The organism is Arthrobacter sp. ZGTC212 (assembly GCF_002929255.1).
Taxonomy (GTDB): Bacteria; Actinomycetota; Actinomycetes; order Actinomycetales; family Micrococcaceae; genus Arthrobacter_B; species Arthrobacter_B sunyaminii.
Map to the genome: position 1 here is coordinate 694,852 of NZ_PJIJ01000002.1, position 22,309 is coordinate 717,160.

The 22,309-nt window shown below is 65.0% G+C and carries 16 protein-coding genes; 8 read left to right on the forward strand and 8 right to left on the reverse strand.

The window, feature by feature from the left end:
- Window positions 1–49: 49 nt before the first annotated feature.
- From uvrA to CXQ89_RS09930, 4 genes are all read right to left on the reverse strand, one after another.
- Complete coding sequence (gene uvrA / locus CXQ89_RS09915) at window positions 50–2,938, reverse strand: excinuclease ABC subunit UvrA (protein WP_104054185.1); 2,889 nt, start codon at window positions 2,936–2,938, stop codon at window positions 50–52.
- A 74-nt stretch (window positions 2,939–3,012) separates the two neighbouring features.
- Complete coding sequence (locus CXQ89_RS09920) at window positions 3,013–3,390, reverse strand: GntR family transcriptional regulator (RefSeq protein ID WP_237688574.1); 378 nt, start codon at window positions 3,388–3,390, stop codon at window positions 3,013–3,015.
- A 75-nt stretch (window positions 3,391–3,465) separates the two neighbouring features.
- A complete protein-coding gene (locus CXQ89_RS09925; protein ID WP_104161127.1) occupies window positions 3,466–5,412 on the reverse strand; it encodes an ABC transporter ATP-binding protein in 1,947 nt (648 codons plus the stop codon).
- A 5-nt stretch (window positions 5,413–5,417) separates the two neighbouring features.
- Window positions 5,418–7,151: an ABC transporter ATP-binding protein gene (locus tag CXQ89_RS09930; protein ID WP_104161128.1), complete on the reverse strand. Its 1,734-nt coding sequence runs from the start codon at window positions 7,149–7,151 to the stop codon at window positions 5,418–5,420.
- Window positions 7,152–7,281: 130 nt separating this feature from the next.
- Here CXQ89_RS09930 and CXQ89_RS09935 point away from each other — a divergent pair, with 130 nt between their 5' ends.
- Together CXQ89_RS09935 and CXQ89_RS09940 are read left to right on the forward strand one after the other, a co-directional pair.
- Window positions 7,282–7,929 (forward strand): MBL fold metallo-hydrolase, encoded by a 648-nt coding sequence (locus tag CXQ89_RS09935; RefSeq protein WP_104161129.1) that lies wholly within the window; start codon window positions 7,282–7,284, stop codon window positions 7,927–7,929.
- A gap of 93 nt (window positions 7,930–8,022) precedes the next feature.
- Window positions 8,023–9,408, forward strand: coding sequence for an APC family permease (locus CXQ89_RS09940; protein WP_181032286.1), 1,386 nt, complete (start codon window positions 8,023–8,025; stop codon window positions 9,406–9,408).
- On the opposite strand, the gene CXQ89_RS09945 is transcribed toward CXQ89_RS09940, so the two are convergent.
- The gene (locus CXQ89_RS09945) at window positions 9,405–10,184 is read right to left on the reverse strand and encodes a trans-aconitate 2-methyltransferase (RefSeq protein ID WP_104161131.1); all 780 of its coding nucleotides are present in this window, start codon (window positions 10,182–10,184) and stop codon (window positions 9,405–9,407) included. The two genes, CXQ89_RS09940 and CXQ89_RS09945, sit on opposite strands and share 4 nt — an antisense overlap.
- A 108-nt stretch (window positions 10,185–10,292) precedes the next feature.
- Between CXQ89_RS09945 and CXQ89_RS09950 the strand changes: the two genes are divergently transcribed.
- The 3 genes from CXQ89_RS09950 to CXQ89_RS09960 are packed head-to-tail and all read left to right on the forward strand — an operon-like array spanning window position 10,293 to window position 14,639.
- Window positions 10,293–12,833 (forward strand): RNA helicase, encoded by a 2,541-nt coding sequence (locus tag CXQ89_RS09950; RefSeq protein ID WP_104054179.1) that lies wholly within the window; start codon window positions 10,293–10,295, stop codon window positions 12,831–12,833.
- Window positions 12,834–12,843: 10 nt separating this feature from the next.
- Window positions 12,844–13,323, forward strand: a complete 480-nt coding sequence (locus CXQ89_RS09955) for a GNAT family N-acetyltransferase (RefSeq protein ID WP_104054178.1) — start codon at window positions 12,844–12,846, stop codon at window positions 13,321–13,323.
- On the forward strand, window positions 13,320–14,639 hold the full coding sequence (locus CXQ89_RS09960) for an alpha/beta fold hydrolase (protein ID WP_104161132.1): 1,320 nt from the start codon (window positions 13,320–13,322) through the stop codon (window positions 14,637–14,639). Before CXQ89_RS09955 ends, CXQ89_RS09960 begins: the two co-directional genes overlap by 4 nt.
- A 78-nt stretch (window positions 14,640–14,717) precedes the next feature.
- Here CXQ89_RS09960 and CXQ89_RS09965 read toward each other — a convergent pair whose 3' ends face one another.
- Entirely contained in the window at window positions 14,718–15,953 is a 1,236-nt protein-coding gene (locus CXQ89_RS09965) for a TerC family protein (RefSeq protein ID WP_237685163.1), read from the reverse strand.
- Between the two features lie 250 nt (window positions 15,954–16,203).
- On the opposite strand from CXQ89_RS09965, the gene CXQ89_RS09970 reads away from it, so the two are divergent.
- Complete coding sequence (locus CXQ89_RS09970) at window positions 16,204–17,319, forward strand: polysaccharide pyruvyl transferase family protein (protein ID WP_104161133.1); 1,116 nt, start codon at window positions 16,204–16,206, stop codon at window positions 17,317–17,319.
- On the opposite strand, the gene uvrB is transcribed toward CXQ89_RS09970, so the two are convergent.
- Entirely contained in the window at window positions 17,316–19,406 is a 2,091-nt protein-coding gene (gene uvrB, locus CXQ89_RS09975) for an excinuclease ABC subunit UvrB (RefSeq protein WP_104103668.1), read from the reverse strand. The two genes, CXQ89_RS09970 and uvrB, sit on opposite strands and share 4 nt — an antisense overlap.
- A 90-nt stretch (window positions 19,407–19,496) precedes the next feature.
- Window positions 19,497–20,117 carry a dephospho-CoA kinase gene (coaE, locus tag CXQ89_RS09980; RefSeq protein WP_104161134.1) on the reverse strand — a complete coding sequence of 207 codons (621 nt, stop codon included), beginning with the start codon at window positions 20,115–20,117 and terminating at the stop codon, window positions 19,497–19,499.
- 93 nt (window positions 20,118–20,210) lie between these two features.
- Between coaE and CXQ89_RS09985 the strand changes: the two genes are divergently transcribed.
- Together CXQ89_RS09985 and CXQ89_RS09990 are read left to right on the forward strand one after the other, a co-directional pair.
- Window positions 20,211–20,885: a YigZ family protein gene (locus CXQ89_RS09985; protein WP_104161135.1), complete on the forward strand. Its 675-nt coding sequence runs from the start codon at window positions 20,211–20,213 to the stop codon at window positions 20,883–20,885.
- Window positions 20,870–22,051 (forward strand): methyltransferase, encoded by a 1,182-nt coding sequence (locus CXQ89_RS09990; protein ID WP_104161136.1) that lies wholly within the window; start codon window positions 20,870–20,872, stop codon window positions 22,049–22,051. Before CXQ89_RS09985 ends, CXQ89_RS09990 begins: the two co-directional genes overlap by 16 nt.
- Window positions 22,052–22,309 lie beyond the last annotated feature (258 nt).

A 22,309-nucleotide genomic window follows, 5' to 3' on the forward strand; every position in this document is an offset into this window, starting at 1 on the left:
GGGAATACCTTTTTTCCTTCCGCTCTTTCCGAAAAGGAAAGTATGCCGGTCAGTTCTGCTTGGCGAACATTTCCGCGAGGAACCTGCCGGTATGGCTGACCTCGGACTTGGCCACCTTTTCCGGCGTTCCCTGCGCTATGACCTGCCCGCCGCCGTTGCCGCCCTCCGGACCCATGTCGATGAGCCAGTCGGCGCTCTTGATGACGTCCAGGTTGTGCTCGATGGTGATGACCGTGTTGCCCTTGTCCACCAGGCCCTGCAGGACCAGCAGCAGCTTGCGGACATCCTCGAAGTGCAGGCCGGTGGTGGGCTCGTCCAACACGTAGACGCTGCGCCCGTTGGACCGCTTCTGCAGTTCCGCAGCGAGCTTGACGCGCTGTGCTTCACCGCCGGAGAGGGTGGTGGCCGGCTGGCCGAGCCGCACGTAGCCCAGCCCAACGTCCACCAGGGTGTTCAGGTGCCGGGCAATCGGAGAGAAGGCGGCGAAGAATTCCGCGGCGTCCTCGATCGACATGTTCAGCACTTCGGCGATGTTCTTGCCCTTGTAATGCACCTCAAGGGTTTCGCGGTTGAACCGGCCGCCGTGGCAGACCTCGCAGGGCACGTAGACATCCGGCAGGAAGTTCATTTCGATCTTCAGGGTGCCGTCGCCGTGGCAGGCCTCGCAGCGGCCGCCCTTCACGTTGAAGGAGAACCGGCCGGGGAGGTAGCCGCGGACCTTGGACTCCGTAGTCTCCGCGAAGAGCTTCCGGATGTGGTCCCAGACGCCGGTGTAGGTGGCCGGGTTGGACCGCGGCGTGCGGCCGATCGGGCTCTGGTCCACGTGGATGACCTTGTCCAGGTTCTCCAGCCCGTCAATACGCGTGTGCCGGCCTGCAACGTGCTTGGCTCCGTTGAGCTTGGCCGCCAGCGTCTTGTACAGGATGTCGTTGATCAGGGTGGACTTGCCGGAGCCGCTGACGCCGGTCACCGCTGTGAAGACGCCCAGCGGAATGCTGACGTCGATGTTGCGCAGGTTGTTTTCCCGGGCACCCACAATCTTCAGCTGCCGGGACTTGTCCACCTTGCGCCGCTTGGCCGGAATCTCGATCTTCCGCCGTCCGGACAGGTAGGCGCCGGTCAGGGAGCGCTCGTTCTTGAGCAGGCCCTCCAGGGATCCGGAGTGGACCACTTCGCCGCCGCGCTCACCGGCACCCGGTCCGATGTCCACCACCCAGTCCGCTTCGTGGATGGTGTCTTCATCGTGCTCCACCACAATCAGGGTGTTGCCCAGGTTCCGCAGGCGGGCCAGTGTTTCGATCAGACGGCGGTTGTCCTTCTGGTGCAGGCCGATGGACGGCTCGTCCAGGACATACAGGACACCCACCAGCCCCGAACCGATCTGGGTGGCCAGCCGGATACGCTGAGCCTCGCCGCCGGAGAGCGTGGCCGCCGGCCGGTCCAGGCTCAGGTACTCGAGCCCGACGTCGAGCAGGAAGGTCAGGCGGGCCAGGATTTCCTTCAGGACCTGGTCACCGATCTTCGCCTCGCGGGCCGTCAATTCCAGGCCCTCGAAGAACGCCGCGGCATCCCGCAGGGGAAGGTTGCCCGCCTCGGCAATGTTCTTGCCGTTGATGAGCACGGACAGCGAAGCGGGATTCAGCCGCGCTCCTCCGCAGGCGGGGCAGGCAATTTCCCGCATGTATTCCTCATACCGGTCACGGGCACTGTCCGACTCGGTTTCGAGGTGCTTGCGGTGGATGTACTGGATAACCCCTTCAAAGCCGGTGCTGTACTTCCGCTCACGCCCAAAGCGGTTCTTATACTGGACCACCACTTTGTGGTCCTTGCCGTTCAGAATGGCTTCGCGCGCCTTGGCCGGAAGCTTCTTCCACGGCACGTCCATGGAGAAGCCCAGCTCCTTGGCCAGGCCGGCCAGCAGCCGGTTCCAGTACTCCAGGGTGGCGTTGCCCAGCGCCCACGGCGCCACGGCTCCGGCGGCGAGGCTGAGGTTCGGGTTCGGGATGACCAGGTCTTCGTCAACTTCGAGCCGGCTGCCGATACCGGTGCAAACCGGGCAGGCGCCGAAGGGGTTGTTGAAGGAGAAGGACCGGGGTTCAATCTCATCGATGGCCAGCGGATGCTCGTTGGGGCAGGCCAGGTGCTCGGAGAAAGCCCGGACCCGTTCGTCGCTCTTTTCGTCAATGTCCACGAAGTCGGCCAGGATCCTGCCGTCGGCCAGCGCGAGGGCCGTCTCCACCGAGTCGGTCAGGCGCTGCCGGATGCCGTCCTTGGCGACCAGCCGGTCCACCACCACTTCGATGGTGTGTTTGTACTGCTTGCCGAGCTTGGGCGGATCGGACAGCTGGATCTGCTCGCCGTCGACCTTGGCCCGGGAGTAACCCTTGGCGGCGAGCTCCTTGAACAGGTCCACAAACTCGCCCTTGCGGCCGCGCACCACCGGAGCAAGGATCTGGAAGCGGGTGCCCTCTTCGAGCTCCAGCAGCTGGTCGACGATCTGCTGCGGCGTCTGGCGGGAAACGGGCTCGCCGCAGACCGGACAGAACGGAGTGCCCACGCGCGCCCAGAGCAGCCGCATGTAGTCGTAGATTTCGGTAATGGTGCCAACCGTGGACCGCGGGTTCTTGGAGGTGGACTTCTGGTCGATGGACACCGCCGGGGACAGTCCTTCGATGAAGTCCACATCCGGCTTGTCCACCTGACCCAGGAACATCCGCGCGTAGGAGGACAGGGATTCGACGTAGCGGCGCTGCCCCTCGGCAAAGATGGTGTCAAAGGCCAAAGAAGACTTTCCGGAACCGGAAAGCCCGGTAAAGACAATCATCGCGTCACGCGGCAAATCCAGATCCACGTTCTGCAGGTTGTGCTCCCGTGCGCCCTTGACGATCAGGCGGGAGAGATCGTTGCCGCTGTGCGGCTCATTGGCATTATCGGCCATCAAAGAGGTAGCTGTAGACACATTTTCCACTGTAGTTCACCGTTAGGTTCGAAGAAGTATTCGAGGCCGCGGTTTCACCGCAGGCGAAGAGCCGTCTCGACGTAAGTCACTGCTTCCTTCGGATCCATCCCGTTGGCACGGACCGAGTCCGCGAAGATCCGGGCGGCTTCGGCCACCCGCCGCTTGCCGTTGTCTCCGGCCGCAGCGATGACGGTTCCGGCCCGCGAGCGCGTGGTCACCACCTCGGCCTGCTCCAGTTCGCGGTAGGCCCGGGCGACGGTGTTTACGGCCAGGCCCATCCGGGCGGCGAGCGCCCGCACGGGGGGCAGCCGGGTTCCGACGGGGAGCCTTCCGTCATTGGCAGCGTCGAGAATCTGGACCCTCAGCTGCTCAAAGGGAGGAACCGAGCTTGCCGCGTCGATGCGGACCCAGGACAGGACGTCGTCGCTCACGGGACCGCCTTCAGGTTGGGGAATGGATGCCTGTTCCATTTTGCCACGGCAGAGCCGCCCCGGCAGGCAGGCGGGTCACAGCGGCCCCGCCCCGTCGCCCGCACCTTCGGCGACGGTTTCCGTCCCGGCAAACTGGGAGCGGTACAGCTGGGCATAGAACCCCTCGGCTGCCAGCAGTGCGTCATGCGTTCCCTGTTCCACAATCTCGCCGTGCCGCACCACCAGGATGACGTCCGCGTCCCGGATGGTTGAGAGCCGGTGGGCGATCACGAAACTGGTCCGCGCCTCCCGCAGGGCATTCATTGCCAGCCGGATGGAGATCTCGGTTCGGGTATCCACGGAACTGGTTGCCTCGTCCAGTATCAGGATGGACGGGTTCGCCAGCCAGGCCCGCGCGATGGTGATCAGCTGCCGCTGTCCCTGGCTCAGTGAACCGCCGTCGTATCCCAGGACCGTGTCATACCCTTCGGGCAGCGAACGCACAAAGTGGTCCACATGGGTGGCGCGGGCCGCCTCGACTATCTGTTCGTCGGTCGCGCCGGGAGCCCCGTAGGCCAGGTTCTCCCTAATGGTCCCCTCGAACAGCCACGCATCCTGGAGCACCATGCCGATCAGCTGCCGCACGTCGTCGCGCCGCATGCGTGCAATATCCGTACCGTCGATGGTGATCCTGCCGGAGTCCACCTCGTAGAAGCGCATCAGCAGGTTGACCAGGGTGGTCTTGCCAGCCCCCGTGGGACCGACAATCGCCACGGTCTGCCCGGGCTCTGCAGTAAAGGACAGGTCCCGGATCAGGGGAGCTTCCGGGGAGTAGCTGAAATCCACGTGCTCAAAAGCTACGCGGCCCTGCACATCCTGGAGGGTCAGCGCATCCCTGGGGTCCGGATCCTGTTCCTTCTCATCCAAAAGTTCGAACACACGTTCGGCTGAGGCAACACCTGACTGCAGCATGTTGATCAGCGAGCCGATCTGCCCCAGGGGCTGGGAGAACTGCCGGCTGTACTGGATGAAGGCCTGCACTCCCCCGATGGACAGGCGCCCGTTGGCCACCAGGAGACCGCCGACCACGGCCACCGCCACATAGTTCAGGTTGGAGATGAACTGCATGGTGGGCATGATGATGCCGGAAACGAACTGTGCCTTGAAGGACGAGCGGTAGAGGGTCTCATTGGCGGGCCGGAATCCCTCCACCACGCGTTCCTGCTGGCCAAAGGCCTTCACCACGTCCTGCGCGCTGAACATTTCCTCGATATACCCGTTGACCTCCCCCGTGGACTTCCACTGCTGCATGAACTGCGCCTGCGAGCGCCTGGCGATAAGTACGGTCACAACCGCGGACACCGGCACCGTGATCACGGCTATCAGTGCCAGCAGCGGGGAGAGCCACAACATCATGCCCAGCACCCCCACGATGGTGAGCGCGGAGGTGATGATCTGGGTCAGTGTCTGGGAAAGCGTCTGCGCCAGGTTGTCGATGTCATTGGTGACGCGGCTGAGCACGTCGCCGCGTGATTCGCGCTGGAAGTGGGACATGGGAAGCCGGAACAGCTTGCCGTCCACCTCCTTCCGCAGCCGGTACATGGCCCCCTGCACCACCCGTGCGGTGACGCGTGCCTGCAGCCAGCCGAAGAAGAACGCCGCAAGATAGATCGCCAGCACCCCCAGCACCAGCATCCCGAGCCGCCCGAAATCCAGTCCCTGGCCGGGCACCACATCCATGGCGGCGAGCATGTCCGCCAGTTGATCCTCCCCGGAGTCGCGCAGGGCCTGCACCTGATCGGCCTTGCTGATTCCCGGCTGCAGTCCGGCGCCGATCACGCCGTCAAAGATGACGTTGGTCGCCTCCCCCAGGATCCGGGGCGCGGTGACGGCGAGCGCCACGGAAACGACGGCGGCCACCATCACCAGTGCCACCCGCATCCGGTCCGGGCTCATCAGGGCCAGGATCCTCCGGACGCTGGACCGGAAGTTCAGAGGTTTGGCAGCCGGACCGCGGGCGCCCGGTCCGTGTCCGGCGCGCATCCCGCTCACTGCACCTCCTCCGCCGTCAGCTGGGATTCAACAATCTCCCGGTAGGTGGAAGAGGTCTCCAGCAGCTCCTCATGCGTCCCCTGGCCGGCAACGCGCCCCTCGTCAAGGACAACAATGCGCGCGGCGTCGGCAATGGTGTTGATACGCTGCGCCACGATCAGCACCGTGGAATTCCGGGTCCGCTGTTTCAGGGCGGCACGCAGCCGGGCGTCGGTGGCAAAGTCCAGTGCGGAGAAGCTGTCATCGAAGAGGTAGATGGCCGGCCGCACCACCAGGGCGCGGGCAATGGCCAGGCGCTGGCGCTGCCCTCCGGAGAAGTTGCCGCCGCCCTGCTCCACCCGGTGCTCCAGCGCCCCCTCGGAATCGCGGACAAATTCCGCAGCCTGGGCAATCTCCAGCGCTTCCCAGAGCTCGGCATCCGTGGCGTCAGGGCGTCCAAAGCGCAGATTCGAAGCAATCGTGCCGGAGAAAAGGTAGGCCTTCTGCGGCACCAGGCCTATGCCGCTGCGCAGGGAGTGCAGCGTGACCGCCTCAATGTCCTGTCCGTCGATGTAGATCCCCCCGGAGGTGGCATCCAGCAGCCGCGGCACCAGGTTCAGGAGGGTGGACTTGCCCGCTCCGGTGGATCCGATGATGGCCGTGGTTTGTCCGGACTGTGCCGTAAAGCTGATGTCCTGCAGCACCGGAGCCTCGGCCCCCGGGTAGGTGTAGCCCACCTCCCTGAAGTCCAGGGTGCCGCCGTCGTACACCAGCGGCGCGGCGGCATCGGCGTCGTGCACCGTGCTTTCCGTGTCCAGGACCTCGTAGATCCGTTCGGCGCAGACGGCGGCCCGCGGCAGCATCATGATCATGAACATGGACATCATGACGGCCATCAGGATTTGCATGATGTAGGCGATGAACGCGGTCAGGGCACCGATCTGCATCTGGCCGGCGTCAATCCGGTAGGCGCCGAACCAGACCACTGCCACGGATGCCAGGTTGGCCACCAGCATGGCTGCCGGAAACAACAGCGCCATGTACTGGGCGGTCCGCAGCTGGGTTCCGGTCAGATCCGCGTTGGCGGTGTCGAAGCGGGCTTCCTCGGTGCGCTCGCGAACGAAGGCCCGGATCACCGCCACCCCCATGATCTGCTCCCGGAGCACCGAGTTGACGCGGTCAATCTGCTTCTGCGCCCGCCGGAACAGCGGAATCAGCCGGCGCAGCACCAGTCCGATGACCGCAAAGAGCACCGGCAGGATCAGCAGCAGGATCCCGGACAGGGCCACATCCTGGTTCAATGCCAGCAGCACTCCGCCAATGCCCATGATCGGCGCGGACACCATCACCGTGAACGTCATCAGCAGCGCCATCTGCACCTGCTGGACGTCATTGGTGGTGCGGGTGATCAGGGAAGGGGCGCCAAACACCCCCACTTCCCGCGAGGAGAAGGACTCCACCGTGGTGAACAGCTCATCCCTGATGTTGCGGCCCACACTCATGGCCACCCGGGACGCAAAGTACGTGGCGGCCACGGCACAGACCACCTGGCCTGCCGTGATCACGAGCATCCAGCCGCCCAGATCCAGGATCACGCCGGTGTTGGCGGGGACCACGCCGCGGTCAATGATGCCGGCGTTCAGGGTGGGCAGGAACAGTGTGGCGGCGGTTTGCAGGAACTGCAGGACGACGACGGCGGCAACGGCACCTTTGTAGGGCGCCAGGTTTTGCCGGACAAGCCTTAGGAGCACGCTTCCTCCAGGAACCGGCCGGAGGGGTTCCCGGCACCCTTTGAACGTACGCCCGCCTTCCCGGACAGACAAGACTTTCTGCCTGGGACTGTGGGGTCAACATCCGCGAGCGCGGAACTAGACTGGCGGCATGTTTGATTTGAAGAACGTCACCATCCGCAGCCGGTCCGTGTCCAGCATGGACAACAACGTGTACGTCCTCACGGACAGGGACACGGGGGCGCAGGTCCTCATCGACGCCGCAGCTGACTTTCCGGCCATCCGGGAGCTGCTGTCCGAAGCGGCCGCAGACGCCGCTGTTCCCGCAAAGGTGGAGCTGATAGTCACCACTCACAGCCACTGGGACCATGTACGGGCGCTCGCTGAAGCCGTGCAGGCCACCGGAGCACGCACCGCCGCCGGCCGTGAAGATGCGCCGGATATCGAGGTGCCCACCAACATGCTGCTCGTGGACGGGGATACCCTGCACATCGGCGGGCCCGGGGGGTTCGAGCTTGAGGCCATCAAGCTCCGCGGCCATACCCCCGGTTCAGTGGCCCTGCTCTACCGCGATCCTGCCGGCCCGGCGCATCTGTTTACCGGCGATTCCCTCTTTCCCGGGGGATTGGGCAACACCCAGCAGGATCCGGAACGTTTCGCATCGCTCTATGCAGACGTAGTCGAACGCGTGTTCGAACAGCTCCCGGATGACACCATCGTCCACCCTGGCCACGGGGCAGGAACAACACTGGGCGCAGAGCGGCCGCACCTGCCGGAATGGAAGGAACGCGGCTGGTAGCAGGTCTGCAGCGCCTGCTCCGTTGACCCCTGCTGATTGAGGGTTTTACGCTCAACAAGGGACCTTTCGGAGACCGATGAGAGCGGGAAAACCGTGGCCACAGTACCGTCGTCGTCCGCTTCCGGTCCTTCAGCCGCCGTCAAACCTCAAATCGGGCTGGTTGCCTGCGTGGCGTTCGGTGTCGGCACCACGGTGGGCGGCGGCGTTTTCACCCTGTCCGGAACGGCGATCAACCTGGCCGGTTCCGGAGCGGTTCTGAGCTATGTCATTGCGGGCATTGTCATGGCCCTGTGTGCACTGTCCTTCATTGTGGTCTCCACGCGGGCGAAGGACGGGGAATCCGGTTACGGGCCCGTTGGGGACATCCTGAGTCCGTTTTGGCGCTTTGTGGTGATGTGGGCGTTCTACCTCAACGGAGCCACGATCGTCGCCTACCTCGTTGACTCCTTCGGTGATTACCTCAGCGAGTATTTCCTGCCGGCCATCGGCGCCCTGACCCTCGGGCTGGTTGCCACCGTCCTGGTCACGGCACTTAATCTGGGGCCGACGTCGCTGGTCGCCAAGGCGGAAACCTGGATCGTGGGCATCAAACTCGCGCTGCTCGTGCTGTTTGCCGTCTGGGGCCTGACGGAACTGACTCCGGAAAAGGTTGACCGGCCGCTGCCGCAGGGCACCGGCGGCGTCTTTTCGGCGGCAGCGCTGTTGTTCACCGCGTACACCGGCTTCAACGTCATCACGAATATGGCCGGCTCGGTGAAGAATCCGCGCAAAACGGTGCCCCGTGCCATCCTGCTCACCCTGCTGGTGTCCGGAATCATCTATCTGGGCACGGCCCTGGCCATGGTGGCCAGCGGAGTCACGGTCTTTACGGCCACCGGTGTCTCCCAGGCCGCAGAAATCGTGATGGGTACCTGGGGCGGCGTGCTGGTGGCCTTCGCGGCGTGCCTGTCCACCCTGTCCGGCGCCAACGCGAATGTGCTCGGCGCTTCGGAAATCATGCTGCGGATGGTGGCCCGCGGGGATGTGCCGCCCGCGCTCGGCCGCCAGACCCGCAACGGCCACCCCTATGTGAGCGTGCTGTTGCTGGGTGTCATCACCGTTCTCCTGGTGCTGCTCAATGACACCACCTTCGTGGTCTCGATCGCCAACGTGGCGGCCATCGTGGCCATGATTGTCGTGAGCGTTGCGGCCGCTGTGCTGGGGTTCCGCAAATGGCCGGGCGAGGGAGCCAGGCTCCCGCTGGGTCCGGTCATTCCGATCCTCGCGGTCCTGGCAGCAGCGAGCCAGCTGCCGTCCCTGGACCCGGCCGCCCTGATCACCGGCTTCCTGCTCACCGCCCTGGGTGGTGCGCTGTACCTGGCGCGGCACTATCAGCGCGGCGGTGCCGGGGACCGGGCGCACGCCAATGAACAGATCGACAACCTGAACACGCCGCTGATGAAGGCTGCACGGCGGCAGCCGGGACAGTCCCCGTCCTAGCCCTGTTTCCGGCCCACCATGAAGATCCGGCGGAACGGAAAGACGGTACCCCAGGCGTGCTGCGGATAGGCCTCCCGCAGCAGGGCGGCATACTCGGCTTCGAACCGCCCGAAGTCCTCCGGGTCCAAAGCTGCGATAACCGGCCGCAGGGCTGTTCCGCGCACCCATTCGAGCACCGGGTCCTCACCCTGCAGGACCTGGGAGTAGCTGGTCTCCCAAACGTCGGCGTCAAATCCCGCCTCGGTCAGCAGGCCAAGGTAATCCTCCGGTTCATCCACGGCGTCGGCATGGCGCAGGACACCGTCCAGTTTGTCCGACCAGGCAGCGCTCGCGGCGAGTTCACGCATCAGGGAGTGTGACGGGGCCCCGAAGTTGCCGGGAACCTGCACGGCCAGCCAGGCGCCGGCGTCGAGCTGTTTGGCCCAGCGGCGCATCAGGTCCTGGTGGCCGGGGACCCACTGCAGGGCAGCGTTGGAGACCACCACATCGGTTCCGGGCTGCGGTTCCCATTCCTCGATGCCCCCGCGGACAAATTCCAGATTCGCGGGAGCGCCCTCCAGGGCGCCCGCCTGCTCCACCATTTCAGCGGAGGAATCGACGCCGGTGACCCGGGCATCGGGCCAGCGGGCGGCGAGCGCCGCCGTCAGGGTGCCGGGTCCGCAGCCGAGGTCGACGACGCGGCGCGGCGCGTCGGCCTGGATGCGCGCGGTCAAATCAAAAAAGGGGCGGTCGCGGTGCGAGGAGAACTGTGTGTATTTTCGGGGATCCCATTTCATGGCGCCGAGCCTAACAAAGGGGCTTGGGCCGGCAGCGGGAAGCCTTCATCTCGGGTCATGCGGTGGCGGTCCGCGGCGCACAGCCGCGCCCGATACTCTGGTATGGACATGAAACTTCTTGAACAGCTTGCCTCCGGCCCCTCCAGCACCCGCACCATCGACCCCGATGAGACCTACACCTCCTTCCTGGAGTGGGTCGAGAGCCGGGGCATGTCGCTGTACCCGGCGCAGGACGAAGCCGTGATGGAACTGGTGACGGGCAACAACGTCATCCTCGCCACCCCCACCGGCTCCGGCAAGTCGATGGTCGCCATCGCCGCCCACTTCCACGCCATGGCGCACGACGAGCGCAGCTACTACACCGCCCCCATCAAGGCGCTGGTGTCCGAGAAGTTCTTCGCCCTGTGCGAGATCTTCGGGGCCGAGAACGTCGGCATGGTCACCGGCGACTCCTCGGTGAACAAGGACGCCCCGATCATCTGCTGCACGGCGGAAATCCTGGCGAACATCGCCCTGCGCGAAGGACCGGATGCGGACCTGGGCACCGTCATCATGGACGAGTTCCACTTCTACTCCGATCCGCAGCGCGGCTGGGCCTGGCAGGTGCCGCTGCTGGAGCTGCCCCAGGCGCAGTTCCTGCTGATGTCCGCGACCCTGGGCGACATGACCCGGATCGCCAACGAACTCAGCGAGCTCACCAACCGGGACACCGTTACCGTCTCCTCGGTGCAGCGGCCCATTCCCCTGCACTACTACTACGTGGAAACCCCGGTCCAGGAATCCCTCGAGGAACTGCTGGCCACCAAGCAGGTGCCGGTTTACGTGGTGCACTTCTCCCAGATCGAGGCCATCGACCGGGCCCAGGCGCTGATGAGCATCAACGTCTGCACCCGCGAGGAAAAGGACAAGATCGCCGAGCTCATTGCGGGCTTCCGCTTCGCCCCCGGCTTCGGCAAGACCCTGAACCGGCTGGTCCGCCACGGCATCGGCGTCCACCACGCCGGCATGCTGCCCAAGTACCGCCGCCTGGTGGAACAGCTGGCGCAGGCCGGGCTCCTGAAGGTCATCTGCGGCACCGACACCCTGGGGGTGGGCATCAACGTACCCATCCGCACCGTGCTGATCACTGCCCTGTCCAAGTACGACGGCACCCGCACCCGTCCGCTGAAGGTCCGCGAGTTCCACCAGATCGCAGGACGCGCCGGGCGGGCCGGCTACGACACGGCGGGCACCGTCGTCGTGCAGGCGCCGGAACACGTGATCGAAAACGTGAAGGCCATGGCCAAGGCGCACGCCAAGTTCGGTGATGACCAGAAGAAGCTGCGCCAGGTGGTGAAGAAGAAACCGCAGGCCGGATTTGTATCCTGGGGCAAGCCCACCTTCGAGAAGCTCGTGGACGGCACGCCTGAACCGCTGACCTCCAGCTTCAACATCACCCACTCCATGCTGCTGAACCTGCTGGAGCGTCCGGGGGATCCCTTCGCCGCGGCCAAGAAGCTGCTCACGCACAACCATGAGACCCGGTCCTCGCAGCTGGCGCTGATGAAGAAGGCCCTGAGCATCTACCGGGAGCTGAAGACCGCCGGCATTGTGGAAGTCCTCCCTGAGCCCGACGCCGACGGCCGCACCGTCCGCCTGAAGGTGCACCTGCAGCCGAACTTCGCCCTGAACCAGCCGCTGTCCCCGTTTGCCATGGCCTCCCTGGAGATCCTGGACCCTGACAGCCCGTCCTACGCCCTGGACGTGGTGTCCGTGATCGAAGCGATCATGGAAAAGCCCCGGCAGGTGCTCTCGGCCCAGGAGAAGAAGGCCCGCGGCGAGGCCATCGCGGCCATGAAGTCCCAGGGTATCGAGTACGACGAGCGCATGGCCCTGCTCGAAGAGGTCACCTATCCGCAGCCGCTGGCCGAGCTGCTGGAGCAGTCCTTCGAGGTGTACCGGTCCGGCGCCCCGTGGCTGGGCGAATTCGAGCTCAGCCCCAAGTCGATTGTCCGCGACATGTACGAACGCGCCATGAGCTTCGGCGAATACGTACAGTTCTACTCCCTGGCCCGCTCCGAAGGCGTGCTGCTGCGCTACCTCTCAGACACCTACAAGGCCCTGCTGCACACCGTTCCCCCGGAGCGGCTGCGCGAGGACCTGGAGGACATCATCGAGTGGCTCGGTGAACTGGTCCGCCAGACCGACTCCTCGCTGCTGGACGAATGGGAAGAGCTCACCAACGGCATCAACCCCGATGCCGGCGACGAGCCGGTCCTGCCGCCGGTTCCGGATAAGCTCACCGCCAATGTGCGCGCGTTCCGCGTCATGGTCCGCAATGAAATGTTCCAGCGGGTGAAGCTGTTCGCGGACGAGGATGACCGCGCCCTGGGCGAGCTCGACGGCGGTTCCGGCTGGGATGCCGACCGCTGGGCGGATGTGCTGGACGCGTACTTCGAGGAGCACGAGGACATTGACGACGGCCCCGACGGCCGCGGACCTAACCTGCTGATCATCAAGGAGCTGCCCGGCAAATGGGAGGTCCGGCAGATCTTCAAGGATCCGGCCAACCACCTGGACTGGGGGATCACGGCCGAGGTGGATCTGGCGGCCTCGGACGAGGCAGGCTCCCCCGTCATCAAGGTCATGACGGCGGGCCGGCTGGACTAGGCTGGAGGGCATGCAGATTCGCCCCGCCCGCCCGGAAGATGTCCCGGTCATCCTTGAACTCATCCATGACCTGGCGATCTATGAAAAAGAGCCGCACGCCGTCAAGAACACCGTTCAGGCGCTGGAGCAGAACCTCTTCGGAGAGAACCCGGCCATCTTTGCCCACGTGGCAGTGGATTCCGGAGCTGTGCAGGGCTTTGCCCTGTGGTTCCTGAACTACTCCACCTGGGAGGGCGTGCACGGCATCTACCTGGAGGACCTGTACGTCCGGCCCGAGGCGCGGGGCAAGGGCTATGGCAAGGCTCTGCTGCGCACTCTGGCCGAAATCGCCGTCGAGCGGGGCTACGCGCGGGTGGAGTGGTGCGTGCTGAACTGGAACGAGCCGTCCATCCGGTTCTACAAGTCGCTCGGTGCGGTCCCGCAGGATGAGTGGACCACGTTCCGGCTCACCGGTGACGCCCTGACCACGTTTGGCGGTGCTGCCGCATGAGCGTTCCCCACACGGCTTCGGCACCCTACGGGGTACGCGGCATGCGCGTCACAGATCATCATTTCACCGTTCCGCTGGATCATTCGGCGCCCGACGGCGAAACCATCACCGTTTTTGCCCGCGAGTACTCCGACGCCGAACTGCCGCAGGCTGAGGCGGAGCAGCTGCCGTGGCTGCTGTACCTGCAGGGCGGTCCCGGAGGAAAGGGCTCCCGGCTCCTGTCCTTCAGCGGCTGGACCAAGGCAGCGTCCAAGCACTTCCGCATCCTGATGCTGGACCAGCGCGGAACCGGCCTGTCCACTCCCGCCAACCGGCAGACCCTTGCCCTGCGCGGGGATGCAGCCGCCCAGGCGGATTATCTGACACATTTCCGGGCGGACTCGATCGTGGCCGACGCCGAACTGATCCGCGCAGCGCTGGGCTCGGGGCCCTGGACCACATACGGGCAGAGCTACGGCGGCTTCTGCACGCTGACGTACCTGTCCTTTGCTCCGCACGGGCTGCGCGAGTCGCTGATCACCGGTGGCCTGGCTCCGTTGACCGGTCCTGCGGACCGTGTCTACCAGGCGACGTTTTCCCGTGTAGCGGCCCGCAACGCAGAGTATTTCGCGAAATATCCGCAGGACCGCGGCATCACTACGCGGATCGCCCGCCATCTGGAGAACGTCCCGGAGTACCTGCCCTCGGGTGAGCGGCTGACCGTGCGGCGCTTCCAGATGATCGGCTCCTTCCTGGGCGGCAACACCCGGATGGACGGCCTGCACCTTCTGCTGCAGGAAGCCTTTGTGTCCACGCCCGACGGGGACCGGCTCTCGGATACGTTCCTGGAGTCCGTCCATGCTCTGGTCAGCCGGTCCTCCAACCCGTTGTATGCGCTGATGCACGAATCCATCTACGGCCAGGGCCAAGCCACCGGCTGGGCCGCGGAGCGGGTATTGAAGGATTTCCCCGAATTCCAGCCGGACGCGGCAGAGCCCCTTTACACCGGCGAGATGGTCTACCCCTGGTACTTCGACGAAGATCCGGCCCTGGCGCCGTTACAGGAGCCTGCTGAGCTGCTGGCAGCCAAAGACAACTGGCCCGCACTGTATGACACCGCCCAGCTGGCCCGGAACACCGTGCCCGTGGCCGCCGCCGTCTACACGGACGACATCTATGTGGACCGGGACCTGTCCCTTGAGACTGCCGCTGCGGTGCGGGGTCTGCAGGTCTGGGAAAGCGCCGACTTCCACCACGACGGCATTGCCGACGACGGCGAGGGCATCTTCAACCGGCTCCTGGCCATGGTGCGGGGCGAATCGTCTCAGGCCGGCTGACCTGCCACAGCCCTCCGGAACACGGCAAAGCGCCGCCCTTCCTTCAAGGAAGAGCGGCGCTTTGCCGTCTGGGAGATCCTACTTGTCGGTCTGGTCGGCCGGGGTAGCTTCGCCGTCGGCGCGGGGACCCTGGAGACGCGGGTTGCTGGCCCGGAATTCAGCGCGGGCCTCATCCGTGATCTCCGGCAGGTCGACGTCGTCGCGGTTTTTGGCGACGGTGGTGGCGGTGCGGTAGCTTTCGGCCACCTTGTCGTAGGCTTCCACACGCTCCTCATGCGGGGCATCTTCGCCGAGATTCCGGTACACCTTCAGTGCGTTCTCCAGCGTGGCAACGGCCTGGACCGCCTTCGCCTTGGGGCTGAGCAGCGACGCCACCGTGGCAATCACAATGGTGCCGAGAATGACGGCCAGGGAGACGAAGGTGGGGATTTCCGGCGCCCAGCCAACGTGCTCGCCGCCGTTGATGAACGGCAGCTCATTGACGTGCAGGGCATGCAGGATCAGCTTCACGCCGATGAACGCCAGGATGACGGACAGGCCGTGCTTGAGGTAGATCAGCCGGTCCATCAGGCCGCCCAGCAGGAAGTACAGCTGGCGCAGGCCCATGAGCGCAAAGATGTTGGCGGTGAACACAATGAAGGCGCTCTGGGTCAGGCCAAAGATGGCCGGAATGGAGTCGACGGCAAACATCAGGTCGGTGACACCGATCGTGATGAACACGATCAGCATGGGGGTGAAGACCTTTTTGCCGTCCACCACGGTGCGGATCTTGCCCTGATCGAACTTCTCGGTCATGGGCAGGACATTGCGCAGTTTGGAGATCAGCTTATTGTCGCTGCCTTCGTCCTCGTCCTCACCGTTGTCGGTGGCCTGCTTGTAGGCGGTCCAGAGCAGGAAGGCACCAAAGATGAAGAAGACCCAGCTGAAGTTCTCAATGACTGCCGCACCAATGATGATGAAGATGCCGCGCAGGATCAGGGCAATAATGATGCCGAACATCAGCACTTCCTGCTGGTACTTACGGGGTACCGAGAAGCGCGCCATGATGATGATGAAAACGAAGAGGTTGTCGATGCTCAGGCTGTATTCAGTAACCCACCCCGCAACAAACTGACTGCCGTACTCGGGTCCGGTGAACACGAACATGGCCCCGGCGAACAGCAGCGCGAGCCCAACGTAGAACCCGACCCACAGGCCGGCTTCTTTCATGGACGGCTCGTGGGGGCGCTTGACCACCAGCAGGAGATCAAAGAGCAGGACAAGTCCGAGGACGACAAAGGTGCCGACCTCAAAGACAACGGGTAACTCGGGCATTTGGAAAACCTTTCGGGCACGACACTAAACGCAGGTCTCTCCGGCATCCGCAGAAATCATCTGCTGCGAATGCCCGCTGCACCCGGCGGGACGATGACGCCCCGCGTGCTGACGGGTACAGCGACAAAGGATACTCCCCTGCGCCGCCCAAGAAGTCTACCGCAGCACCTGCCGGTTGCACCCGTTTGAAAACCGGACTCAGCGGCGGGCAATCCGGCATTCCCGGCCCAGGTGGCGCTACGTTGATGGCATGAGCACTGGGTCTGAACACTATTTGGTGGGCACCGCTGGAAACCCCAACTTCGGTGATGAGTTCATTACAGCCTCCTGGCTTCGGTTCCTGGCCGTGAACGCCCCCGACGCCGTTGTGTGGCTGGACTGCCCCCAACCGGGTGCGGCCTCTTTGCTGTTTGAAGGCCTGCACCCGGGGTTGCGTATCACCGACACCCTCTGGCGTGCTGTCCGCGACTCAGACGGACTTCCACCCGCCGAAGTAGGCCGGCGGGTCCATCACCTGGTGCACCGCCTTGGTTCACCCAACTACGACATGGGCCTGGTGAGGCTGCGGCAGGCAAGCTCCCTGCATCTGCTCGGCGGAGGTTATGTCAATGGCGTGTGGCCGCACCACGCAGCTCTGGTCAGCGGCATGAAAGCCGTTAAGGAACTGACGGGCGCCAGGCTGTATGCGACCGGGCAGGGCCTGATGCCTCTGATTGGCACCCCTCAGGAAGCCGCCGGGCTTTTTCAGGGATTTGACCACGTAACGGTGCGCGACGCCGAAAGCGCGGAGGCCTATTCGCTGAACATCGGCCTCGATGATGCTTTCCTCGGTATACGTGCTGATGCCCAGCGGCCCGCCCGCAGTCCGGCAGCCACGAATGTCTGCATCCAAAGCGACATGATTGACGCCGGCCGGTTCAGCCAGATAGTGGCTGCCGTCCGTCTTCAGGTCCAGGCCGCCCTGTCCCAGGGCAGACAGGTCAACTACTTGGAGGCCATCCCGGGGGTTGACCGGCCCGCGTACGATCAGCTTTCCGATCTGATTGCCGAAGAGAATTTCTTTCCCTTCACACGGGTGTGGGAAGAAGGCATCCCGGCGGGGCCGGACCAGTCTTGGCTCACCACCCGGTTCCACTTCCACCTGCTCGCATCGGCAGGTGGCTCACCCGGGATCGCCTATGCCGCCCGCGAGGGATACTACGACGTGAAACACACGTCGCTGACCCGATTGGGAAGCGGCTGGGCCCTTGACACCCCGGCTTCGCCGGCAGGCGCGGTTCCCCCGGGGAGCACGACTCTTCGCACCAATCTGGACACTTTCACCGGGGTGAAGCTCGCTGAGGCGCGGCACCTCTATCCTTTTTAGGCGTGCCCGGCGTTCTGCATCTGGCGCAGCTCCTTCTTGAGATCACCCACTTCATCGCGAAGCCGTGCCGCCAGTTCAAACTGCAGTTCCGCTGCGGCGGCGTGCATCTGCTCGGTCATGGATGCGATCAGCCCGGCCAGATCCTCCGCGGGAGCAGCCGCCAAACCGTCCTTCCGGATGCCGCCCTTGCCCTTGCCGGTGGTCTTGCGGTTCTTCTTGTCGGCCGCCTCAGCCAGCAGTGCCCTGGTGTCAGCGTCCTCGCGGGCCAGGGAGTCCGTAATGTCCGCGATCTTCTTGCGCAGCGGCTGGGGGTCCACCCCGTGGTCCTCGTTGTACTTCACCTGGATGGCACGGCGGCGGTTCGTTTCATCGATGGCCTTCGCCATGGAATCGGTGATCCGGTCCGCGTACATGTGCACCTCGCCGGAGACGTTGCGGGCGGCACGGCCGATGGTCTGGATCAGCGAGGTGGAGGAACGCAGGAAGCCTTCCTTGTCGGCGTCGAGGATGGACACCAGCGACACTTCGGGAAGGTCCAAACCTTCACGCAGCAGGTTAATGCCCACCAGTACGTCGAAGGTGCCCATCCGCAGTTCACGCAACAGCTCCACGCGGCGCAGGGTATCGACGTCGGAGTGCAGGTATTCCACCTTGACCCCGTGCTCCATCAGGTAACCCGTCAGGTCCTCGGCCATCCGCTTGGTCAGCGTGGTGACCAGCACGCGCTCGTTGCGCTCAGTCCGGGTGCGGATCTCCCCCAGCAGATCATCAATCTGGCCCTTGCTGGGCTTCACGATCACCTGCGGATCCACCAGACCGGTGGGACGGATAATCTGCTCAACGAAACCATCCGACTTGGACAGCTCGTATTTGCCCGGTGTGGCGGACATATAGACGGTCTGGCCGATGCGCTCCAGGAACTCATCCCATTTCAGCGGCCGGTTGTCCATGGCTGACGGCAGCCGGAAGCCGTGGTCCACCAGGGTCCGCTTGCGGGACATGTCCCCTTCATACATGGCGCCGATCTGCGGAATGGTCACGTGGGACTCATCCACGACCAGCAGGAAGTCATCGGGGAAGTAGTCCAGCAGGCAGTGCGGGGCGGTGCCGGGACCGCGGCCGTCAATGTGCCGGGAGTAGTTTTCGATGCCGTTGCAGAAGCCCATCTGCTGCATCATTTCCAGATCGTAGGTGGTGCGCATCCGCAGCCGCTGCGCCTCAACCAGCTTGTTCTGCGACTCCAGCTCGGCCAGCCGCACCTGCAGCTCGTCCTCAATCTGGCGGATGGCCCGGTGCATCCGGTCCTCGCCGGCCACGTAGTGCGACGCCGGGAAGACGTACATTTCCGTTTCCTCACGAATGACGTCTCCCGTGAGCGGGTGGAGGGTGTAGATGTTCTCAATCTCGTCGCCGAAGAACTCGATCCGCAGTGCGTTTTCCTCGTACATCGGAATGATCTCGACGGTGTCGCCGCGGACCCGGAACGTGCCGCGGTGGAAGTCCATGTCGTTGCGGGCGTACTGCATATTGACGAACCGGCGCAGCAGGTCATCGCGGTTCATCTGCTGGCCCTTGCGCAGCGTGACCATGGCTTCGATGTACTCTTCAGGGGTTCCCAAGCCGTAGATGCAGGACACGGTGGCCACCACAATGACGTCGCGGCGGGTCAGCAGCGCGTTGGTGGCGGAGTGCCGCAGCCGTTCCACTTCCTCGTTGATGGAGGAGTCCTTCTCAATAAAAGTGTCCGTCTGCGGAACGTAGGCTTCGGGCTGGTAGTAGTCGTAGTAGGAGACGAAGTACTCCACCGCGTTGTTGGGCAGCAGTTCACGAAACTCGTTGGCCAGCTGCGCGGCGAGGGTCTTGTTCTGGACCATGATGAGCGTGGGCCGCTGGACCTGCTCCACCAGCCAGGCCGCCGTCGCGCTCTTACCGGTACCGGTGGCACCGAGGAGGACCACATCCTTTTCGCCGGCCTTGATCCGCTCGGCGAGTTCCTTGATGGCGGTGGGCTGGTCGCCCGCGGGCGAGTAATCGCTGATTACTTCAAAGGGGGCGACGACTCTCTTGATGTCCTGCGCAAGACTCATGATTAAAAGCTACTCCGCACTGCGGTCAGGACGCGTCCGCAGGACTCCCGGTTAGCTGAGGGCTGAACACCTCCGGGCAGCCGGAGAGCGTCAGCGCGCGGCCCGAAGCAGCTCGTCGTTCAGCGGCAGCAGCCGGGTCTCCCACAGCTGCCGCACCGCTTCAACGAGCTCATGGGCAGTTCCCTCATTGACGAGCACGACGTCGGCCGCCGCGGCACGCTCTTGAGCTGAAGCCTGCGCAGCGATCCGCGCCCGCGCCGCTTCCTCACTCATGCCTCGGTCCGCCGCCATCCGCCGGATCCGTTCCTCCTCCGGCGCGTCGATCACCAGCACAAAGTCGAAGCTTCGGTGCTGTCCGGTTTCCACCAGCAGCGGCATGTCATGAACCACGATGGTCTCCGGCTCGGCTTCGCGTTCCAGCTCAGCCGCCCGTGCACGCACCCGGGGATGGACAATGCCGTTGAGGGTTTCCCGCCTGGCCTCATCACGAAAGACCACCGCCGCCAGCGCGGGCCGGTCCAGACGGCCTTCGCCGTCCAGGATGCCCGGCCCAAAGGCCTCGACGACGGCGGCGAGCCCCTCGGTGCCCGGCTCCACCACTTCGCGTGCCAGGGCATCGGCGTCGATGACCAGGGCACCAAGCTCGCGCAGCGTACGTGCGGCCAATGATTTTCCAGCGGCGATCCCGCCGGTCAGTCCTACTCTCAGCATGCGCCCAAGGCTACCGTGTCACAGCACCGGGCGCCGAAGGCGGGCGGAGCCTGCTGCGCAGCGTTTGAACTGAACAGCGCCTAAACTGTTGGGGTGAGTGACATCGACGCGGCGGCGGGGCGCTACACCACCATCGCCGGGGAGCACCGCTCCGAACTCGAGATTAAGCGCTCACGTTTCATCACGGTGCTGCGCCGCACCGAAACCGAAGAACAGGCCCGCGCGCTGGTCGCCGAGCTGCGCCGTGAGTTCCATGACGCCCGCCACCACTGCAGTGCCTTTGTGCTCGGGCCGGGACGTGAAGTTCAGCGTTCCAATGACGACGGCGAGCCCTCCGGCACCGCAGGCCTTCCCATGCTGGAAGCCCTGACGAAGCGGGAAACGTTTGGCGGAGCCACGGACCTCAGTGACATCACGGCGGTGACCGTCCGCTATTTCGGCGGAATCCTGCTGGGCGCCGGCGGCCTGATACGCGCCTATTCCGAGTCCGTTTCCTCCGCCCTGGCCTCCGCTCCCCTGCTCCGCCGCCGCCGGATGCAGCTCTACGCGGTGCCGGCGGGACATGCCGAGGCCGGGCGGCTGGAGAATGACCTGCGCAACGCCGGGATCAGCGTCAGCGGCACGGAGTACGGCGCCTCGGGGGCCACCATTACCGTGGCGTTGCCGGACACCCCGGGCAGCATCGACCTCTTTTCCGAGCGCCTCGCAACCTTCACCGCCGGCAGCAGCACCCCCGAACACCTGAGAACAGAATGGATCGACCTGTGACGCACGACCCCGCCCGGCTGCTCCCCGAGGAACCGGACTTTTCCTTCGAGTCGCTGAGCCGCCGGCCCGATGTCGAGGCGGAGAACCTGCAGGCCCACGACTCCGCCGACCGCCTGCTCCTGGACACAGCGGCGGAGCGGCTGCGCGAAAACGGAAGCGCCGTCGTCGTCATTGGGGATGGGTATGGTGCACTGACCCTTGGGGCGGCTGCCCTGCACGGCGTGCACGGCCTGCGGGTTCATCAGGATCCTTACTCGGGCGAGCTGGCGCTGGGGCGCAACGCCCGCGCTGCCGGACTGGGAGATGCCTACCGGTCCCTGCCGCTGGGCGCGGAACTGCTGACAGGGGCGCGGACGGTGCTGCTGCGCCTGCCGCGTTCGCTGGACGCCCTGGAGGAGATTGCCGCATTGATCGCCGCGTACGCCGCCCCGGACGTGGTGGTGTACGCCGGCGGCAGACTCAAGCACATGACCACGGCCATGAACGGCGTGCTGGGGCGCTGGTTCGGCTCGGTGACGGCGGGCCTGGCGCGGCAGAAGTCCCGGGTACTGACGGTGTCCGGTCCGCTGCCTGCCGCGGTGCAGCCGGCCAACCGTTTTCCGCTGGCCCAGCGGCACGACGTCGGGCTGCCGGCCCCGCTGGAGCTGAGGGCCCACGGTGCGGCCTTCGCCGGAGCAGCGCTGGACATTGGCACGCGGTTCCTGCTGCCGCACCTGGCCGGTGCGCGGCAGGCGCAGACGGCGGTGGATCTGGGCTGCGGCACCGGTGCCATCGCCGCCTATCTGGCACTGACCCGTCCGTCTCTGCGGGTCATCGCGACGGATCAGTCGGCGGCCGCCGTCGCCTCCGCAACAGCAACCATGGCCGCCAACCGCGTTGCGGACCGGGTGGAGGTTCGCCGGGATGATGCTTTGTCCGGGATGCCGGACCGCTCAGCGGAGCTGATCGTGCTGAACCCGCCGTTCCACATTGGCGCCAGCGTGCATGCCGGGATCGCTTTGAAGCTCTTTGCCGACGCCGGTCGGGTGCTCGCGCCGGGCGGAGAACTGTGGGCCGTGTGGAACAGCCATCTGACCTACAAGTCCGCCCTGACCCGGCTGGTCGGCCCCACCCGCGAGGTGGCACGCAACCCGAAGTTCACTGTCACGGTCAGTACGCGCCGCTGACGTTTATCGGCGGCCGGACGAATCCGGAGGAGCCGGCACGTCCTGTTGCGCCATCCGCACTCGCCGGCCTTACCCTGCGCTGACGTTCTTGACCTCCGCATCAGTTTCCAAATGCCTCTCTATAGCGTCGACGGCCCGGGCAGGGCCATCAAGCTCGCGCATTAGCACTCCCAGTTCTTGTGCTCGGTTTCGAAGAGGTTTGCTGGTTAGCAACTCGTTCAGGATGTCTCTAACACGGCCTTTGCGGACATCGGCTTC

Excerpts from the sequence above, each read along its gene's own strand:
- uvrA (WP_104054185.1), bottom strand. The coding sequence starts at position 2,938 with ATGGCCGATAATGCCAATGAGCCGCACAGCGGCAACGATCTCTCCCGC.
- CXQ89_RS09925 (WP_104161127.1), bottom strand. The coding sequence starts at position 5,412 with ATGCGCGCCGGACACGGACCGGGCGCCCGCGGTCCGGCTGCCAAACCT.
- CXQ89_RS09935 (WP_104161129.1), top strand. The coding sequence starts at position 7,282 with ATGTTTGATTTGAAGAACGTCACCATCCGCAGCCGGTCCGTGTCCAGC.
- CXQ89_RS09945 (WP_104161131.1), bottom strand. The coding sequence starts at position 10,184 with ATGAAATGGGATCCCCGAAAATACACACAGTTCTCCTCGCACCGCGAC.
- CXQ89_RS09950 (WP_104054179.1), top strand. The coding sequence starts at position 10,293 with ATGAAACTTCTTGAACAGCTTGCCTCCGGCCCCTCCAGCACCCGCACC.
- CXQ89_RS09955 (WP_104054178.1), top strand. The coding sequence starts at position 12,844 with ATGCAGATTCGCCCCGCCCGCCCGGAAGATGTCCCGGTCATCCTTGAA.
- CXQ89_RS09960 (WP_104161132.1), top strand. The coding sequence starts at position 13,320 with ATGAGCGTTCCCCACACGGCTTCGGCACCCTACGGGGTACGCGGCATG.
- CXQ89_RS09965 (WP_237685163.1), bottom strand. The coding sequence starts at position 15,953 with ATGCCCGAGTTACCCGTTGTCTTTGAGGTCGGCACCTTTGTCGTCCTC.
- CXQ89_RS09970 (WP_104161133.1), top strand. The coding sequence starts at position 16,204 with ATGAGCACTGGGTCTGAACACTATTTGGTGGGCACCGCTGGAAACCCC.
- uvrB (WP_104103668.1), bottom strand. The coding sequence starts at position 19,406 with ATGAGTCTTGCGCAGGACATCAAGAGAGTCGTCGCCCCCTTTGAAGTA.
- coaE (WP_104161134.1), bottom strand. The coding sequence starts at position 20,117 with ATGCTGAGAGTAGGACTGACCGGCGGGATCGCCGCTGGAAAATCATTG.
- CXQ89_RS09990 (WP_104161136.1), top strand. The coding sequence starts at position 20,870 with ATGGATCGACCTGTGACGCACGACCCCGCCCGGCTGCTCCCCGAGGAA.